Source organism: Bacillus sp. JJ1532 (genome assembly GCF_036965085.1).
Taxonomy (GTDB): Bacteria; Bacillota; Bacilli; order Bacillales; family Cytobacillaceae; genus Cytobacillus.
Window position 1 is genome coordinate 155,562 of record NZ_JBALOW010000016.1, and the last position, 16,971, is coordinate 172,532.

Below are 16,971 nucleotides of genomic sequence, written 5' to 3' on the forward strand. Positions count from 1 at the left end.
TTTATTTTAATATTGGGAAACCAAGCTTTTCACGTTCATCATAGAAGGTTCTTGCAATTTTTCTTGCAAGATTTCGGCAGCGTCCGATATAGCCTGTTCTTTCCGTAACCGATATCGCTCCTTTAGCATCTAACAGATTAAAGGTATGTGAGCATTTTAATACATAATCATATGCCGGGTGAACGAGACCCGCTTCCATTTGACGATGTGCTTCTTTTTCATAAATATTGAACAGATTAAAGAGCATATCTACATCTGATGTTTCAAATGTGTATTTGGAATGCTCATATTCAGGTTGCAAAAAGATATCTCTTACTGTAAACCCGTTTGTCCACTCAAGGTCAAAAACATTTTCCTTCTCTTGAATATAGGAAGCGAGCCGCTCAATTCCGTATGTGATTTCAACGGAAACTGGTTTACATTCAATTCCGCCTACTTGCTGAAAATACGTAAATTGAGTGATCTCCATGCCATCCAGCCAAACTTCCCAGCCTAAGCCCGCACAGCCGAGGGAAGGATTTTCCCAGTTATCCTCCACAAATCGAATGTCATGCTCAAGTGGATTAATGCCAAGTGCACGTAAAGAGTCTAGGTACATTTCTTGGATATTGTCTGGTGATGGTTTCATAATGACCTGGAACTGATGATGCTGATATAACCGATTCGGATTTTCACCGTATCGTCCATCAGCTGGGCGACGGGACGGCTCGACATATGCCACATTCCATGGTTCCGGACCGATTGCACGCAGGAAGGTATAAGGACTCATCGTTCCTGCCCCTTTTTCCACATCATAAGCCTGCATGAGTATGCACCCATAATCAGACCAGTGCTTTTGCAAAGTTAAAATCATATTTTGAATGTTCATACTGCACCTCTCACTTCATGAGTTATAAAAAAACAAAAAACTCCCGTCTCTATGCTAAAAGCATAGGGACGAGAGTTAACCCGCGGTTCCACCCTATTTGCTGCCAATGATAGGCAGCCTCTTTATGCCGATGTTGCTCAAAAGTGCCTTCCTTAACCTTCAATACCCTAGCTCACACCATCCTAGGTTCGCTTTTATTAAATAATTAAGTACTCTTCTTTATCACAGCAACTATTAATTTAATAATTTGAATCATATACGATACGAAATTGAATGTCAAGACCATAATTGATTATAGAATATCCTCAAATTTAGCCATTTGGTTTAAAAATTTTTTTGTTTTTAAATTGAGTCCGGAATATTCTTCATAATACGCGTTAATAACTTTTTTAAGCTCTGCTTTTGTTTCTTGTTTAACAGAAATATTTCCAAGACGTGATAAATCAAAAAAATAAAAGAGCCGCAATAGCTTCACTGTTGCTGGAGAAATTTTATAATGATATGGATCTTTTTCCAGGCAGCGGTGGCAAATAAGCCCACCCTCTCTTATTGAAAAAGAAAAATGACCACCTGTACTGCTGCATACGGTGCATTGGTTTAAAACTGGATACAACCCAAACGTATTCAACATTTTCATTTCGAAGATATTCACAATAATTTCTGCGTCAAATCCCTCATTGACTAAGTTTAATGATTGGTAAACTAATTCAAATAAATAAGGATTGGGCTTTCTATCGTCTGTACCTTTATCTGTTAAATCAACAATATAGCTTGCATAGGCAGTTAGAAAAATATCTTCGCGGATCGAGCGCATGGAAGAAATCATTTCACCTTGCTGCAGACTTCCTAATCCGCTGCTTCTTTGAACTAAAAAATATCCATATGTAAAAGGTTGGGTGACAGCAGCGAGCCGGCTGCTCGGCTTTTTTGCTCCACGTGCCATCACACCAATCTTTCCCCATTCCCGGGTGTATAAAGTTACAATCTTGTTTGTTTCACCATAATTTGTTGTTCTAATAATGATGCCCTCACATTTTTCAAGCACCATATCCACCATCCCTAAGTTTTAGACAATCTATGAGATGGGAAAGTCTACTTCAGTTAGTTCTGCGTCCTGATTTCCGGGTATATCTTGAGTTTCCTGTTCTAGCTCTTTAAAGAGAAGATATGTGTCTATATTACCTGTCTGCGAAAAGACTTTCCAGGTAAAATCCATCATCGAAAACCCCACCTTTCCGTTATTCAACGCAATTTTCTTTTATCCCAAATCCTTACCATTTATCATAGCCTGTCTTTCAAATTTCATAAGAGAAAAATATTGTAAATCAAAAATAAACATAATTAGTGTTTGACCGTAATACCTTAGTTAAGGCTGGACAATTGACAGTAATACTCATTTAAAAAATATTTTTCTAATACTCATCATCACGGAAGCCAAAATCACGCAGCTGCGACATTTTATTTCGCCAATCTTTCTGAACTTTTACCCATAATTCTAAAAATACTTTTGATCCGAGTAGGTTTTCAATATCAAGCCGTGCTCTCTGACCAATTTCCTTCAGCATTTTTCCTTGTTTCCCGATGACAATCCCTTTTTGGGAATCTCTTTCGACTATGATCGTGGCCATTACATGAACCATGTCCTTTTCATCGCGGCGCTCCATCTTATCAATCAACACAGCAAGTGAATGCGGAATTTCTTCTCTTGTTAAATGAAGAGCTTTCTCACGAATGAGCTCAGATACGATAAACCGTTCAGGATGATCTGTTACTTGATCAGCAGGATAATATTGTGGTCCTTCTGGAATATACTTTTTAATTTGCCCCAATAAATTTTCAACATTATTTCCTTCAAGTGCTGAAATTGGAATAATTTCACTAAAGGTATATTTTTCTTTGTAAGAATCAATAATCTGTATTAATTCATCTGGATGAACTAGGTCAATTTTATTAATGATCAGGAATATCGGTGTGCGAACTGACTGAAACTTCTCAAGAATAAATTCTTCGCCACGGCCATAACCCTCTGATGCATTAACCATAAATAAGATGACATCGACTTCTTTTAATGTATTTTGTGCGACCTTCATCATGAAATCGCCTAGTTTATGCTTCGGCTTATGAATTCCTGGAGTATCAATAAAAATAAATTGAGCATCATTCGTTGTTAATACTCCTTGAACCTTATTCCTTGTTGTTTGTGGTTTGTCGCTCATGATGGCAATTTTTTGCCCGATAACTCGATTTAAAAAGGTTGATTTTCCGACATTTGGTCTTCCGATAATGGAAATAAATCCTGATTTATGTCCTTGTTCAGTATTATTCATTCAAATCCTCCGGTGAAAAAGCTCCTGGCAGTAGTTGTTCTATTGTTATCTCAAGAATATCTTCTTTTAGGTTCGTTAAATACACTTTCATATCCTTAGGGCATAATTCTGCAATTACTTGCCGGCATGCACCGCAGGGAGAACATGGACGGTCTGTGTCAGCTATTACAGCCATTGCTGTGAAGTTCCTGACTCCTTCAGAGTAAGCTTTGAAAATAGCCGTTCTTTCCGCACAATTGCACATGCTATATGCTGCATTTTCAATATTACATCCATGGTATACTTTCCCATCTGACGTTAAGAGCGCTGCACCAACTTTAAATTTTGAATAAGGGGCATATGCTCTTTCTCTTGCGACTTTCGCTTCTTCAATTAATTTTTCAACTTGCACTAATAAGTCTTCCTTTCGTTTTGAAAGATGTTACCTTCTTTTATTTTACCTCAAATTGAAATCAAAATCACTGATTGTAGCAAAAACGTAATATAAAAAATTGAATTTTCCAAAAATATGAGGATAAATATGTCGTATTGCTCTGTCATTTTATCAAAACGATTGGGTCATTTACAAATATCGTTTCGTTAATTGTTGCAATTTCTTGCTTTTTACCCTGGAAAAATCTAATTAAACCTCAATGATTTCATCATTTTAACAAAAAACTGCCCTGCAAAAAAGGACAGTTTTAAATAAGCAAAGCTAATTTCGGAAGAAAAATAATCAATCCGATGATGACTGAGATGATAGCAAAAATCAATACAGCCCCAGCTGCCATATCCTTTGCTGCCTTTGCAAGTGGATGATAGTCTTCCGTAACAAGATCCACTACTCTTTCAATCGAGGAATTTATCATTTCCAATGACAGCATGCCTCCAATAGCTAAGAGAATGATAAGCCACTCCAAAATAGATATGGAAAGCAATAATCCCATTAAGATGACAATAATCGAAACAAATAAATGGATATTCAAATTTTTCTCCTGTTTGAAGGCCTTTTTAATGCCTGACATTGCGTATCCAAATGAATGTAACAACCGATTCTTTCTATCTTTGGAGGCCGAATTCATCTAATATATCCTTTTGACGCGAAAACATTTCTTTTTCATCTTCCGGTGTTTCATGGTCATAGCCGAGTAAATGAAGAAAGCCGTGAACCGCCAAAAAACCGATTTCACGCATAAAGGAATGCCCGTATTCCTCGGCCTGCTCATATGCCCTTGAAACGGAAATAATGATATCTCCCAACACCCTCGGCATATCAAGACCTACGAGCTCCATTTCTCCCTCCCCCATTTCCTCCATCGCAAAAGAAATGACGTCTGTTACACTGTCTTTATGGCGATATTCTTTATTAATTTCCCTAATCTTTTCATTGCTAACAAAGGTAAGAGATACTTCACTTTCTTCTTCAATTTTTTCAAACTTTGCTGCAAAATTTAGCAGTTCTTCAATATAAGAGGTTTGTTCCTCAGTAAGCTCATTCGTTTCATCTAAAAAGTCGATATTTAAACTCATGCCTGTTTCACCTTCTGCTTTGTCATTTCTGGATACTCAATTCTAGAATGAAAAATTCCGTTTAATGTTTCACAAATAGAGTTAGCGACTGTTTCCAGCTCTTTTAACGTTAAATCACATTCATTAAGCTGTCCATCCTGAAGACGATCCGCAATAATATTTCTTACGAACCCCTCTATTTGCTCAGGGGTAGGATTAGACATGGAACGGACTGCTGCTTCAACACTATCTGCAATCCCAATAATAGCAGCCTCCTTTGTTTGAGCTTTTGGTCCTGGATACCGATAATCTTCCTCCCTAACCTCAAGCCCATTTTGACCTGCTTTATGGTAAAAATATTTTAAAAGTGTCGTCCCATGATGCTGTTCAGCAATATCTACAATTTCCTTAGGCATTTTATGTTTTCTAAGCATTTCTGCTCCATCAGTCGCATGGGCAATGATAATATTTTTACTAGTTTGCGGAGGCAGCCGATCATGCGGATTTTCAATATTCATTTGGTTTTCAATAAAAAACTGCGGCCTTTTTGTTTTGCCAATATCATGATAATAACAGCCAACCCGTGCAAGCAGCCCATTTGCCCCAATGGCTTCACAAGCAGATTCAGACAAGTTAGCTACCATGACGCTATGGTGATAAGTGCCTGGTGCTTCAGTTAAGATTTTTCTAAGAAGAGGGTGATTTGGGCTCGTCAGTTCAATCAATCTGATTGTAGAAAGAATGCCAAATCCAGCCTCAAAAAAAGGAAGCAAGCCAATGGCTAATACTGCAGACAAAATTCCTGACAGCGCCCCGATAATCAAATAAAAGCCATATTCCAGCCCATCATATTGCCCGTTTCTAAGAAAGATAAGGGAAAAAATCAAAACCACATTTACACCAGCCACAAACATACCTGCTTGTAAAATTCGTGACCGATTTTTTTGTTTTGTTAAAAATATGATCCCTGCTAGCCCGCTGCAAATAATATAAATTCCAGAAGTAACGTGAAAGGCTCCTGTTATTCCTTCGTTAAAAATAATACTTCCGCAAATGGACATAATGATTGTAAATAACACAGCCATTCGTTCATCAATTAAATTTCGGATTAATATAGGTCCCATGGCAGCTGGAAAAATGTAGCTAATTTCCGAATACTTAAATTCAGGAAAAAAACTGATTCCCTTCATCATTAAAATGGACAGGGCAAATATTAAGCTAAATAATAATAGATAACTTTGTTTTAGCTCGGAGTGAAGCTTTAATTCATTAAAATTATAATAAAGGGCTGCAAGAATAATAAAGGTAATTAATCCAAGGCCAAAAAAAGGCTTTATAGAATGGTTGTTGTCAAGCAATCCAATTAGCTCTAGCTGTCTATAAATATCTCTGCTGATTAAATGCTGCTCCTCAACAATAATTTGTCCTTGAAGAATTTTTACAGCTTCAACACTCTCCACTGCCTGCTGACGCATCTCATCCGTTGCAGAAGGATCATAAAACTCATTCTGGTACACTGCATATCTTCCTAATTCAATTGCTCCCACTTTAAGGCCAGAGTTCAAACTTGTATACTTTAGCTCCTCTTCTAACCGTTTTTTTGCATTTTCCACTTCATCTGCAGGAATTCTTTTGCTCATTACATTATTAATCGCGGTTACTGTAACGTCTTTAGCAATTGTAAGTTCGCCTTTAGATGCCTGTAATAAAGTCAGGAGGGTCTGATCAGAAATGTCCTTCGTTACATCCTCAGTCAGCTTCTCCTTCATCAACAATAGTTTATCTGAAGGTGTTGGTTCAGAAAAAACGATTGTTTCACCTTCAGCTTCATCCGTGCTTTCAGCTGCTTTTTGTTTCTTTTCTAAATCATCTTGTATCTCATCATTAACCTCAGTAGCAGAATCAAATATAGATGTAATTAAGTCTACACGATTTTGGGCAATTTCCTTCTTTACTACATAAACGTCCGGCACATGATCTGCTGCTTCTTTTTTCCTTTTTTCCGTTAATACTTTATCTTCAATCGTGATAGGAGATCTGATTGTTTGCTCAGCAACTGAAAACAGTCCTAGGTCTAATTTTTCTGGTTTAACATTACTGTACATAGCAAGGAACATCACAATCCCAAGAAAAATAAATAGAAGAACTCTAAAAAATGTTAATTCTAATAAATTTCTAATTTTCATTAAGTATTGCTGCAGTTTTTCCACATTCAATCCCTCCTATCTTGGTTAATGAAACTGACCAGATAAGTGATTCTACTATTCGATTAAGACTTACATTTATTATGTAAAATGATAACAGTTTTTCAAACAAGTTTCATCCTTCTTAAAAAACTTCTGAAAAAGTCATAATTCTTCACTTAACGAAAACAGCAAAAGAAAACCGTACGGTATTCCCGACGGTTTTAATTCTCGTGCTGACCATATGCATGAATAATTTTTGCTACTAGAGGATGACGGACTACATCACTTTCTTCAAGATGCACAATCGCGATCCCCTTCACACCTTTTAGAATTTCTTCGCCAAGAATTAATCCTGATTTTGCGCCTTTCGGGAGATCCACCTGTGTTTTATCACCAGTGATCACCATCTTCGAGCCAAATCCAAGACGGGTTAAAAACATTTTCATCTGAGCATGGGTTGTATTTTGGGCTTCATCAAGGATAACGAAAGCATCATCAAGCGTCCGGCCTCTCATATAGGCTAAGGGGGCTATTTCAATCGTTCCTCTTTCGATTAGTCTTTCTGTATGTTCAGCCCCTAATACATCATGCAAAGCATCATATAAAGGTCTAAGGTACGGATCCACTTTCTCTTTTAAGTCACCAGGCAGAAATCCAAGGCTTTCTCCCGCTTCAACGGCAGGACGAGTTAAAATTATTTTCTTAACTTGACCATTTTTCAATGCGTTTACTGCCATAACGACCGCTAAATATGTTTTTCCTGTTCCAGCTGGCCCTATTCCAAAAACAAGATCATGAGTTCGAATGGATCGAATGTATTGACTTTGACCAATCGTCTTTACACGAATTGACTTACCCTTAGTATTTCTAATAATTTCTTCATCATATAAATCGCTAAAATAATCTAAAGTACCTTTTTTCGCCATTTGAATTCCGTACATGACATCCCGCTGGCTAATGTTGATTCCTTTTCTTATAACCTGCAGTAATTCAGAAAGTAATTTTCCAACCATTCCAACCTGTTCCATTTCACCGGAAACAAAAATATTTTCTCCGCGTGTAACAATGGATACAGACAATTCTTGCTCAATCATTTTTATGTTTGCGTCTGAATTCCCAATCAAGCTCATTGCTTCATTCGGATTCTCAAGTTGTACATTCATTGTCTTCAAGTCTTCAGTCATTCCGTATCTCCTTGAATAATTGGTTGCGCTTCTGCTATATTCTCAATAATTTGGAAATGTATTGATATAGTTACTTTACCATTCTCTACTGACTTGTGTAAAACTTTTTCCCCTTTAATTTTAGCATTTTCAGAAAGAAGGTTTTTTATATCATTTCGCGCACTAATTTTTGCAGCTTCAAATGCTTCTTCATTTGAATATATTTGTATGACCTGTTCGCTTTCCCTTATTGTTTTAAATAAATAAGATATTGGAAGCTCCCATTTTAAAAAGTGGATTTTCTTTTCATTTGCCTCTGTTTTGGATTCTTTGTAATCCACTTTACCAAATCCCCATATCGGAATTTCATATTTTCCAACCTTTAGAATATGTTTTTGTTTTTCATTTCCGTTTAATACTTGCAAGGTGTTTTTTAATGGAATTGTAGCCGTTGTTGTGTACCATGTTTCACCAAAGATTTCTCCTTTTGCCGGAACTGTCTCGGTTTTTTGCCCATCCTCTCCAATAATTCCTGAAACAAGGAGCTGACCAGGATTAACATGATCATTTACACTTACTTTTGGTTGTCCTTCTTCAACAAACATGTCAACAATAATTGCCTTCTTTTTTGCAACTAAATGTCTTGGACTTAAATATTCAGGTTTATTTGGTTCAGTTTTTTCCACAACCTGAAGATGGTAGGTTGTCCCTTTTAATTCCACACCAACCCAAGTAATTTCCTTAATATTATCTGTCAATTTCCTCTGAATAGCTTCAACATTATCTAAGAAAAACTGTACTTTCCCACGTTTTACACCTAGTTCATCTAACTCTTTTCGTATTTTGTATTCAGTTGCAGGGTCTGCCCCCTTTATCTCTATTCCCCAAACCATATTTGATAATATGATAATAACTAATAAAAATATTGGGGCGCCAATAACAAATCCAATATTTTTCAACATGCGCTTAAAGATAAATGGAAAGCCTGTCCGCTGTAAAAATTCGATTTTGCAATCACTGTTCCGAACAATATTTCTTAATTTCTTCACATCATTTAGCTTCATTTTAAAGGTTACTGCTTCGGTGCCGTGCCTTTTTACATGCCATACAAGAATTCCGCTTCGTGTAAGAGTATTAATAAAACGCTCAATTCCTTTACCCTTAGTCTTAACTGTTACAATCCCTCCAAAAAATTCGACCCAAAGATTTTTCATTGCCTTCCCCCTGAATTCTCTTTATCACCACAAATTGCTGTTCATAATACCCTTCCTATAAGTCCCTACAGAAGGCTACTGTCCTTCTGTAAGGACATCCTTAATTAATCGTTAATATATGTGACTTGATCAATTTTCCCTTCCAGCAGAATTTCCTCGGGCAGAATCGTTTTTATGACAAAGGCTTTCCCTTTTATTAACAGCTGACCCTGCTTAAGGAGCAGCCTTAATTCTTTATCTGAAAAAGCAAGCAATCCACGGTGGTTCTCAATATATATATGGATTTGTCCGATCATCGTAATGCGGGGTAAATCCATCATGACATCTTGAGGAAGCTCCATGTTTTTTGTCATCCATTTTCGGACGAATTGTCCCCACTTTCTTGCCATAAAAAAAGAACCCCCCTTCATCTCATATGTATGAAATGAAAGGGGGTTCTAGCACATATTTTTCACCTATGAATTAAGATAATTTATTGTTTTTTTACTGACTTATGAGCCTTTAATGCCCTTGGAGGTCCGATAATTTCAGACCAAATAATCCCATCGATAAGCTGTTTTTTGCTAGGAGATAAGGTCTGCCTCCATTCTTTTTGCAATGCACCTTGAATAGGTACCGGAGCTTTAGAAACTGTCTTTATAAATTCCGCTTGTTTCTTAGCCATTTCCTGTTGTTCCTTTAGTGCATTTATCTCTTCTTCAGCAAGCCTCTGCCTTTCTAAAGCTTCCATTTCAAGCTTTAGTGCTTGTTCAGCCTGATGCCTTTGCTGTTCTTCAATAGATCTCGTCTCCATTTGAGGAATACGTTCCTGCATTTGCTTAAACACTTCAGCTGGAGATGGCTTCACCTGCTGCCCGCTGCCTTTCCGCTGTTGCTGCTGATTTCCTTTATTTTTCATGAAAAAGGAAATAATATAGCCAATTATTACGATAATAAAAATTGGGTTTTCGAAAATAAATTCCAAGAGGGAACCCCCTCCCTTCTATTTATTAAAGTGAGCCTTTATTTATCTTTGACCGCCGTCTTTGTGATCATCATTAATCCGACCAATAGAATCTCTCATATCTGTATCAGCGGAAATATTCTTGATATTCATATAATCCATAACCCCGATATTTCCTGATCGAAGCGCTTCAGCCATGGCAAGCGGTACTTGTGCTTCAGCTTCTACAACCTTCGCTTTCATTTCTTCAACCCTTGCCTTCATTTCCTGCTCTGAAGCGACAGCCATTGCACGTCGTTCTTCCGCTTTAGCTTGGGCAATCTTCTTATCTGCCTCTGCTTGCTCTGTTTGTAAATGGGCTCCGATGTTTTTACCGATATCCACATCCGCAATATCTATCGAAAGGATTTCAAAGGCTGTCCCGGAATCCAATCCTTTATCTAGGACTGTTCTAGAAATCATATCAGGATTTTCAAGAACTTTTTTATGATTTTCTGACGAACCGATAGTCGAGACGATTCCTTCACCAACACGAGCAACGACTGTTTCTTCACCAGCACCCCCGACAAGACGTTCAATATTCGCTCTAACAGTAATTCTAGCTTTTGCCTTTACTTCAATTCCATCCATTGCAACACCAGCAATGAAAGGTGTTTCAATTACATTTGGATTAACACTCATTTGGACAGCTTCAAGAACATCACGGCCTGCCAGATCAATTGCTGCGCTGCGCTCAAATTTTAATTCAATATTTGCTCGATGTGCGGCAATCAGTGCATTCACAACACGGTCGACATTCCCACCTGCTAAATAATGGCTTTCCAGCTGATTTGTCGTTACATCTATACCCGCTTTGTGTGCTTTAATTAAGGGGTTAATGACCCTGCTTGGAATAACCCTCCGGAGCCTCATCCCAACTAATGTAAAGATACTGACTCTGACTCCAGCTGCCAAAGCTGAAATCCAAAGCATTACTGGAACAAATGTAAAAAGAACTCCCAATAGAATAATCGCAAGAACAACGGCTACTATCAAAAAAGCTGTACCAGCCCCTAGCAATTCCATATTTATTCCTCCTCTTTTTCTTTCTTATTTTGATCTATTATTTCTCTTACTACTATACGAGAACCCTCAGCTTTTACAACTCTAACTCTCGCATCTTTTAAAATAAACGCACCTTCACTGACGACATCGATTCTTTCATCTTCAATCACAACGGTACCTGATGGCCGAAGAGCTGTCAGTGCGTAGCCTTCTAACCCAATGAGCTCTAATCGGCTTTTATTGGAAACATAGCCCTCTTCTGTTTTTGTTGCATCAGTTAAGATGATTTTTTTGAAAAATTTCATTTTTTTACCAAGCACCTTTACCATTATAATAGACGCTAAAATAGATATACTGATAGCAATTAATAAAGAAATTCCCATATGGACGACATTATCAGAAGCTAAAAATAGACTTCCAAGTATCGCTGCCAGGCCTAGAATACCTGCAACTCCTCCTGGGAGAAAAAACTCCGCGATGATCAGTCCAATGCCAACAACAAAGAGGATAAGTGTTTCATATCCGGCAAGACCTGCAACTAAATGTCCATAGAAAAACAATAATAATGCAGACAATCCCATAAATCCGGGAAGCCCGAAGCCGGGGGAATACAATTCTAGGATTAGTCCCAAACTTCCAATAGATAATAATATCGGTATCACTACAGGATGGGTAATAAATCTCGCTATTTTTTCTGCAAAGCTTTCTTCCACTGTTTTGACCTCAGCATCAGAATAACCAAGATGATCGAGAAGTTCATTCAAATTATTGAAAGTCCCTTCTGAATACTTTACTTCCAATGCCTTTTCAGCACCTAGAGTGAGTAACTTTCCTTTAGGGGCTCCAACTTCAGGAAGATTGATAGACTCATCTGCCATTGCTAGCGCATAAATCGGGTTTCTTTTACTCTGCTTTGCTGCCTCCTCCATTGCCGCAAACCAATAGGATTCAGCCTTCTTCCCAGCAGTATTTCCCTGTTGATCAATAATGGCCGCTGACCCCATTGTAGAACCTGGCACCATATAGATTTCATCTGTATTTAGTGCAATATAAGCACCAGCAGATAAAGCCTGTTTGTTCACAAATGAAATCGTCTTCACATCTGTTGATGTTAATAACTTCCCAATTTTCCCAGCGGCATCCACTGCCCCTCCAGGGGTATCAATATCAAAAATAATCGCAGATGCCTTGTCTTCCTCAGCTAAATGAACAGCCCTGTTTAAATAAGCAAACAGACCTTTTTCTACTGTATCTTGAATCGAAACGACATAGACAATTTCATTATCAGCATTTCCTTTAAATGGGATAATCATTAGGATAAAAGCAAAAAGGAATGAAAAAATGATGAATATCCTTCTTAATCTCAAAGCTCTCCCCTCCCTCCAAAACAATGCATCTAGTTCTTTTACGTATTCAACTAAAAAAGGTTTCATACTTGGCTAATTCTTTTATGAATATTTTGTCTCTTTACTAACTATTAAAAAAGACCGAAAGCGAATGCTCACGGTCTTTTATACAATGGTTTTGTTTTTTATGAAAGGTGTTGTTGTACAAGTTTATTTACAAGTGCTCCATCTGCTTTGCCTTTTACTTTCGGCATAATGGCAGCCATTACCTTACCCATCTCAGCTTTAGATTTTGCACCTATTTCAGCAACCGTTTCTTGTACGATCTTTGAAACCTCATCTTCAGAGAGCTGTTTAGGCATATATAGTTCGACATACTGAAGTTCAGTATGAATTTTTTCAACAAGATCTTCACGACCTGCTTTTTCAAATTCATGGAGGGAATCCTTGCGTTGTTTAACTTCGCGAGAAAGGACAGTAAGCTCTTGATCTTCGGATAAGTCTTGTCCATGCTTAATTGCTTCATTCTGCAAGGCAGCTTTAATCATCCGAATAACAGTTAGCTTATCTTTTTCTTTGTTCCTCATCGCTTGTTTCATATCCTCATTTAAACGTTCGAGAAGACTCATAATGGACACCCTCTCTTAATACTTACGTTTTCTTGCAGCCTCAGACTTTTTCTTACGTTTAATACTAGGTTTTTCGTAGAATTCGCGCTTTCTTGCTTCTTGTATAGTACCAGACTTAGATACAGTACGTTTAAAGCGACGAAGAGCATCTTCAAGCGATTCGTTTTTACGAACGACGGTTTTAGACATTCTCTTTCCCTCCCTCCGAGCACAACACACTTACACCAACATGGATTTTTCCATGTACTTTGCAATTATAATATAACCGTGAATCAAGGTCAACTGTTAATAGCCCCCTCAGAAGTGTTTTTCACAATGAAATTCAACAGCAGCATCGCTCCAATGTACATGCCATAAATTTTCCTGCTATTTTCGACATAAACCTTCATAGTACTAGTTGAAAAACCCTATTATTTAAAGAGTGCGGTCATAAAAAAGATAAAAAGGCATGTCCTTGGCTCAGTTGCCATACATATAGAGATAGGGGGTGGGAGCTTGACCCAGCTATTTCTATTTATTTTATTCATTGGACTTTTTATATACGGAATGACCTTGCTTCGATCAGGTCTATATAATTTATCTGGGGATTCTTTAAAAAATGTACTAACTAAATTAACAGCCACTCCTTGGAAAGGATTATTAGCGGGCATAGGCATAACTTGTATATTGCAGAGCAGCTCAGCGGTGATGATTATTATGATCGGGCTCATTTCTGCAAGGCTGCTTTCATTTCCTCAGTCGATTGGAATTATTTTAGGAACGAATATTGGAACAACGTTAACAACTGAATTAATTACATTTGATATTGAATCTTTCCTTATTCCTTTTGCCCTTTTAGGTGCTGTATTATTATTGATTGGGAACAGAAATGTAAGGAGTATTGGATTAATCTTACTAGGTATATCTGCAGTTTTTGCAGCGATGGGGGGATTCGAATATTTAGCAGGGCCATTAAGATCGATTGAATTTGTCAATCAACTATTAATTGAATTAAAAGGAAGTTACCTTTTAAGTATACTTGCTGGAACTATTATTACAGCAATCATTCAGTCCAGTACTGCGACTACAGGCATCATTATGGGCTTTCTATCTGGAGGAGCATTCGGGCTGGACACAGGAATAGCAATCATGCTTGGTTCCAATATTGGAACATGTGTCGATGCTTTTTTAGCATCATTATTGGGAGGAAAAGAGGCAAGGCTTTGCGCGTACGCTCATATTTGGCTAAATGTCATCGGAGTTGTGATTTTTTATCCATTTATCAGCTTCCTGACTTCCCTCGGTCTGCAATTAGCATCCGCACCAGATGTCCAGCTCGCACATATCGGTGTTATCTTTAACGTTATCACATCTTTAATGGTACTTCCATTTGCTACTCAATTTGGGAAAATAATCATTAGAATCCACGGACGTCATTAACTAACTGTCAACCCAAAAGAAAAAATGCCGGAGATCCGGCATTTTTTTAGTAGTCTGAATCGCTTGTTAATCCGTTAACGATTGCTGCTCCTGAGCTTGCTCCAATTCTTGTTGCTCCCGCTTGAATCATCTTCTGTGCATCCTCTGCACTTCTTACGCCGCCAGAAGCCTTGACACCGATGTTTGGACCCACTGTTTTTCTCATTAGAGCGATATCTTCAACAGTTGCTCCGCCAGTAGAGAAGCCTGTTGACGTTTTTACAAAGTCTGCTCCAGCTTTTACAGATATTTCACATGCTCTAACCTTTTCTACTTCGGAAAGTAGAGAAGTTTCAATAATCACCTTTGTTAAAGCCTTTCCTTTTGCTGCATTCACTACAGCACGGATATCTCTTTCGACTAATTCATGATCTCCGCTTTTTAATGCTCCAATATTGATCACCATATCTACTTCAGTTGCACCGTTTTCAATTGCATTTTTAGTTTCAAATTCCTTTGTTTCAGGCGTTGAAGCACCTAAAGGAAAACCAATTACTGTGCAGACTTTTACATCTGTTCCGCTCAATAATTGACTTGAAAGCTTCACCCAAGCAGGATTTATGCACACTGATGCAAATTGATATTCTTTCGCTTCAGCACAAATTTTTTCAATTTGCTCCTTAGTTGCATCTGCTTTTAGTAATGTATGATCGATCATTCCAGCTACGTTTTTCGCCATTATAATGACTCCTTTCAAACTAACAAGTTGTACGTACCTCTTACATCATATCACTCATAAGAAAAAATTTCGAGTTGAATAATTATGAGCAGGTTCATTTGCATAAATAACTTGTTTTATATTAATAAACTTATTATTCCAATTTAAAAGGGCATTATTTAGTTTATTAATTTTTATCATTTATTATTTGCTATTTTAAAATAAAGGAATGAGTAAAGAGCTAATCGCAATCGATTAGCTCTTTACATATTATCATTTAATTAGAATGTTTTATACTGCTGCTTCTTCTTCACAATTTTCCAGTTCATCTAATACTCGGACAAATTGTCCATCGTTATATGGGTATCCGGCTTTTGTGATTTTTACTTTCACAATTTTTCCGACCATTTCTTCAGTTGCTTGGAAAACAACTTTAAGATAATTATCAGTATAGCCGACATATAGTCCGCCTTCCTGCTGTTCCTTGAATTCTTCCTCAGGAATGACTTCCAGAACCTCTCCCTCAAATTGGGATGCGTATTCTTTTGCAAGCTGGTCAGATAAAGAAATTAAGCGATGAACACGTTCATTCTTCACTTCTTCGTCTATTTGATCTTCCATTCTGGCTGCTGGCGTTCCTGTTCGTTTAGAGTAAGGGAAAACATGCAGCTCTGAGAATTTATGTTCTTTAATAAAATTATACGTTTCCATAAATTCCTCTTCTGTTTCACCTGGGAAGCCGACAATGACATCAGAAGTAACTGCTAAACCTGGGAGAGCTTCTTTTAAGCGATCTAGACGTTCGCCGAAGAACTCCATTGTATATTTTCTGCGCATTCTTTTTAGAACCGTATTTGACCCTGACTGCAGCGGGATATGAAGATGTCTTACGATCATGTTAGATTGATTAATAACCTCAATAACTTCGTCCGTAATCTGGCTTGCTTCTATAGAGGAGATTCTGATTCGCTTTAATCCCTTTACTTGTGCTTCTAAATCACGAAGGAGCATTGCCAAGTTATAATCTTTCATGTCCTCTCCGTAGCCGCCTGTATGAATACCTGTTAGGACAATTTCTTTATAGCCAGCATCCACTAATTGCTGTGCCTGGCGAATAACTTCTTGCGGGTCTCTTGAACGCATTAATCCGCGTGCCCAAGGAATGATACAAAATGTGCAGAAGTTATTACAGCCTTCTTGTATTTTAAGGGAAGCACGTGTACGATCTGTAAAAGCAGGCACATCAAGCTCTTCATATACGCGGCTTTTCATAATATTGCCTACCCCGTTAATCGGCTGGCGTTCTTGCTTGTATTGAGCGATATAATCTAGCATTTTCACGCGATCCTGCGTTCCTACTACGATATCAACCCCTGGGATGGCCATAATTTCTGCTGGAGAGGTTTGGGCATAACAGCCTGTCACACAAATAACCGCATCCGGGTTTTTTCGAATCGCTCTACGGATAACCTGACGGCTTTTCTTATCTCCGGTATTCGTAACCGTACAAGTATTAATGACATAAACATCGGACATTGATTCAAAATCGACCCGATCATATCCTGTTTCTTTAAATAATTGCCAAATGGCCTCTGTTTCATAATGATTCACTTTACAGCCAAGTGTATGAAATGCAACTGTAGGCAT

Annotated in this window: 19 protein-coding genes and 1 other annotated feature; of the genes, 1 reads left to right on the forward strand and 18 read right to left on the reverse strand. The window is 37.8% G+C overall.

Annotated elements, in window-relative coordinates; all coding sequences use genetic code 11:
* Nucleotide 1: 1 nt before the first annotated feature.
* The 16 genes from glyQ to rpsU all read right to left on the reverse strand — a co-directional run bounded on the left by glyQ (nt 2) and on the right by rpsU (nt 13,397).
* On the reverse strand, nt 2-868 hold the full coding sequence (gene glyQ, locus V7122_RS07715; RefSeq protein WP_335344568.1) for a glycine--tRNA ligase subunit alpha: 867 nt from the start codon (nt 866-868) through the stop codon (nt 2-4).
* A 61-nt stretch (nt 869-929) separates the two neighbouring features.
* Nucleotides 930-1,103: a binding site (T-box leader), on the reverse strand.
* Nucleotides 1,104-1,160: 57 nt separating this feature from the next.
* Nucleotides 1,161-1,913 carry a DNA repair protein RecO gene (gene recO, locus V7122_RS07720; protein ID WP_335526309.1) on the reverse strand — a complete coding sequence of 251 codons (753 nt, stop codon included), beginning with the start codon at nt 1,911-1,913 and terminating at the stop codon, nt 1,161-1,163.
* Nucleotides 1,914-1,943: 30 nt separating this feature from the next.
* Entirely contained in the window at nt 1,944-2,087 is a 144-nt protein-coding gene (locus V7122_RS07725) for a YqzL family protein (protein ID WP_082677167.1), read from the reverse strand.
* A gap of 193 nt (nt 2,088-2,280) precedes the next feature.
* Nucleotides 2,281-3,195 carry a GTPase Era gene (era, locus tag V7122_RS07730; protein ID WP_335486546.1) on the reverse strand — a complete coding sequence of 305 codons (915 nt, stop codon included), beginning with the start codon at nt 3,193-3,195 and terminating at the stop codon, nt 2,281-2,283.
* Complete coding sequence (locus V7122_RS07735; protein WP_335526218.1) at nt 3,188-3,586, reverse strand: cytidine deaminase; 399 nt, start codon at nt 3,584-3,586, stop codon at nt 3,188-3,190. Before V7122_RS07735 ends, era begins: the two co-directional genes overlap by 8 nt.
* Before the next feature lie 289 nt (nt 3,587-3,875).
* Complete coding sequence (locus V7122_RS07740) at nt 3,876-4,256, reverse strand: diacylglycerol kinase family protein (protein ID WP_335354547.1); 381 nt, start codon at nt 4,254-4,256, stop codon at nt 3,876-3,878.
* Entirely contained in the window at nt 4,234-4,704 is a 471-nt protein-coding gene (gene ybeY / locus V7122_RS07745; RefSeq protein ID WP_335354548.1) for an rRNA maturation RNase YbeY, read from the reverse strand. The genes V7122_RS07740 and ybeY overlap by 23 nt, the downstream gene beginning before the upstream one ends.
* Nucleotides 4,701-6,893 (reverse strand): HD family phosphohydrolase, encoded by a 2,193-nt coding sequence (locus V7122_RS07750; RefSeq protein WP_335526219.1) that lies wholly within the window; start codon nt 6,891-6,893, stop codon nt 4,701-4,703. The genes ybeY and V7122_RS07750 overlap by 4 nt, the downstream gene beginning before the upstream one ends.
* A 197-nt stretch (nt 6,894-7,090) precedes the next feature.
* Nucleotides 7,091-8,053: a PhoH family protein gene (locus V7122_RS07755; RefSeq protein ID WP_335526221.1), complete on the reverse strand. Its 963-nt coding sequence runs from the start codon at nt 8,051-8,053 to the stop codon at nt 7,091-7,093.
* A complete protein-coding gene (yqfD, locus tag V7122_RS07760) occupies nt 8,050-9,246 on the reverse strand; it encodes a sporulation protein YqfD (protein ID WP_335526223.1) in 1,197 nt (398 codons plus the stop codon). The genes V7122_RS07755 and yqfD overlap by 4 nt, the downstream gene beginning before the upstream one ends.
* 104 nt (nt 9,247-9,350) lie before the next feature.
* Complete coding sequence (gene yqfC, locus V7122_RS07765) at nt 9,351-9,635, reverse strand: sporulation protein YqfC (protein ID WP_335345366.1); 285 nt, start codon at nt 9,633-9,635, stop codon at nt 9,351-9,353.
* Between the two features lie 83 nt (nt 9,636-9,718).
* The gene (locus tag V7122_RS07770) at nt 9,719-10,210 is read right to left on the reverse strand and encodes a hypothetical protein (RefSeq protein WP_335354552.1); all 492 of its coding nucleotides are present in this window, start codon (nt 10,208-10,210) and stop codon (nt 9,719-9,721) included.
* Nucleotides 10,211-10,252: 42 nt separating this feature from the next.
* Nucleotides 10,253-11,254, reverse strand: coding sequence for a flotillin-like protein FloA (floA, locus tag V7122_RS07775; RefSeq protein ID WP_335345364.1), 1,002 nt, complete (start codon nt 11,252-11,254; stop codon nt 10,253-10,255).
* 2 nt (nt 11,255-11,256) lie between these two features.
* Nucleotides 11,257-12,546 (reverse strand): NfeD family protein, encoded by a 1,290-nt coding sequence (locus tag V7122_RS07780; protein WP_335486583.1) that lies wholly within the window; start codon nt 12,544-12,546, stop codon nt 11,257-11,259.
* 218 nt (nt 12,547-12,764) lie between these two features.
* Nucleotides 12,765-13,208 (reverse strand): GatB/YqeY domain-containing protein, encoded by a 444-nt coding sequence (locus V7122_RS07785; RefSeq protein WP_335346051.1) that lies wholly within the window; start codon nt 13,206-13,208, stop codon nt 12,765-12,767.
* Nucleotides 13,209-13,223: 15 nt separating this feature from the next.
* Nucleotides 13,224-13,397, reverse strand: a complete 174-nt coding sequence (gene rpsU / locus V7122_RS07790; protein ID WP_066293305.1) for a 30S ribosomal protein S21 — start codon at nt 13,395-13,397, stop codon at nt 13,224-13,226.
* Nucleotides 13,398-13,703: 306 nt separating this feature from the next.
* Here rpsU and V7122_RS07795 point away from each other — a divergent pair, with 306 nt between their 5' ends.
* On the forward strand, nt 13,704-14,627 hold the full coding sequence (locus V7122_RS07795) for a Na/Pi symporter (RefSeq protein ID WP_335346050.1): 924 nt from the start codon (nt 13,704-13,706) through the stop codon (nt 14,625-14,627).
* Nucleotides 14,628-14,673: 46 nt separating this feature from the next.
* Here V7122_RS07795 and deoC read toward each other — a convergent pair whose 3' ends face one another.
* Complete coding sequence (gene deoC / locus V7122_RS07800) at nt 14,674-15,345, reverse strand: deoxyribose-phosphate aldolase (protein ID WP_335526225.1); 672 nt, start codon at nt 15,343-15,345, stop codon at nt 14,674-14,676.
* Nucleotides 15,346-15,615: 270 nt separating this feature from the next.
* Nucleotides 15,616-16,971 (reverse strand): tRNA (N(6)-L-threonylcarbamoyladenosine(37)-C(2))-methylthiotransferase MtaB, encoded by a 1,356-nt coding sequence (gene mtaB / locus V7122_RS07805; RefSeq protein WP_335346048.1) that lies wholly within the window; start codon nt 16,969-16,971, stop codon nt 15,616-15,618.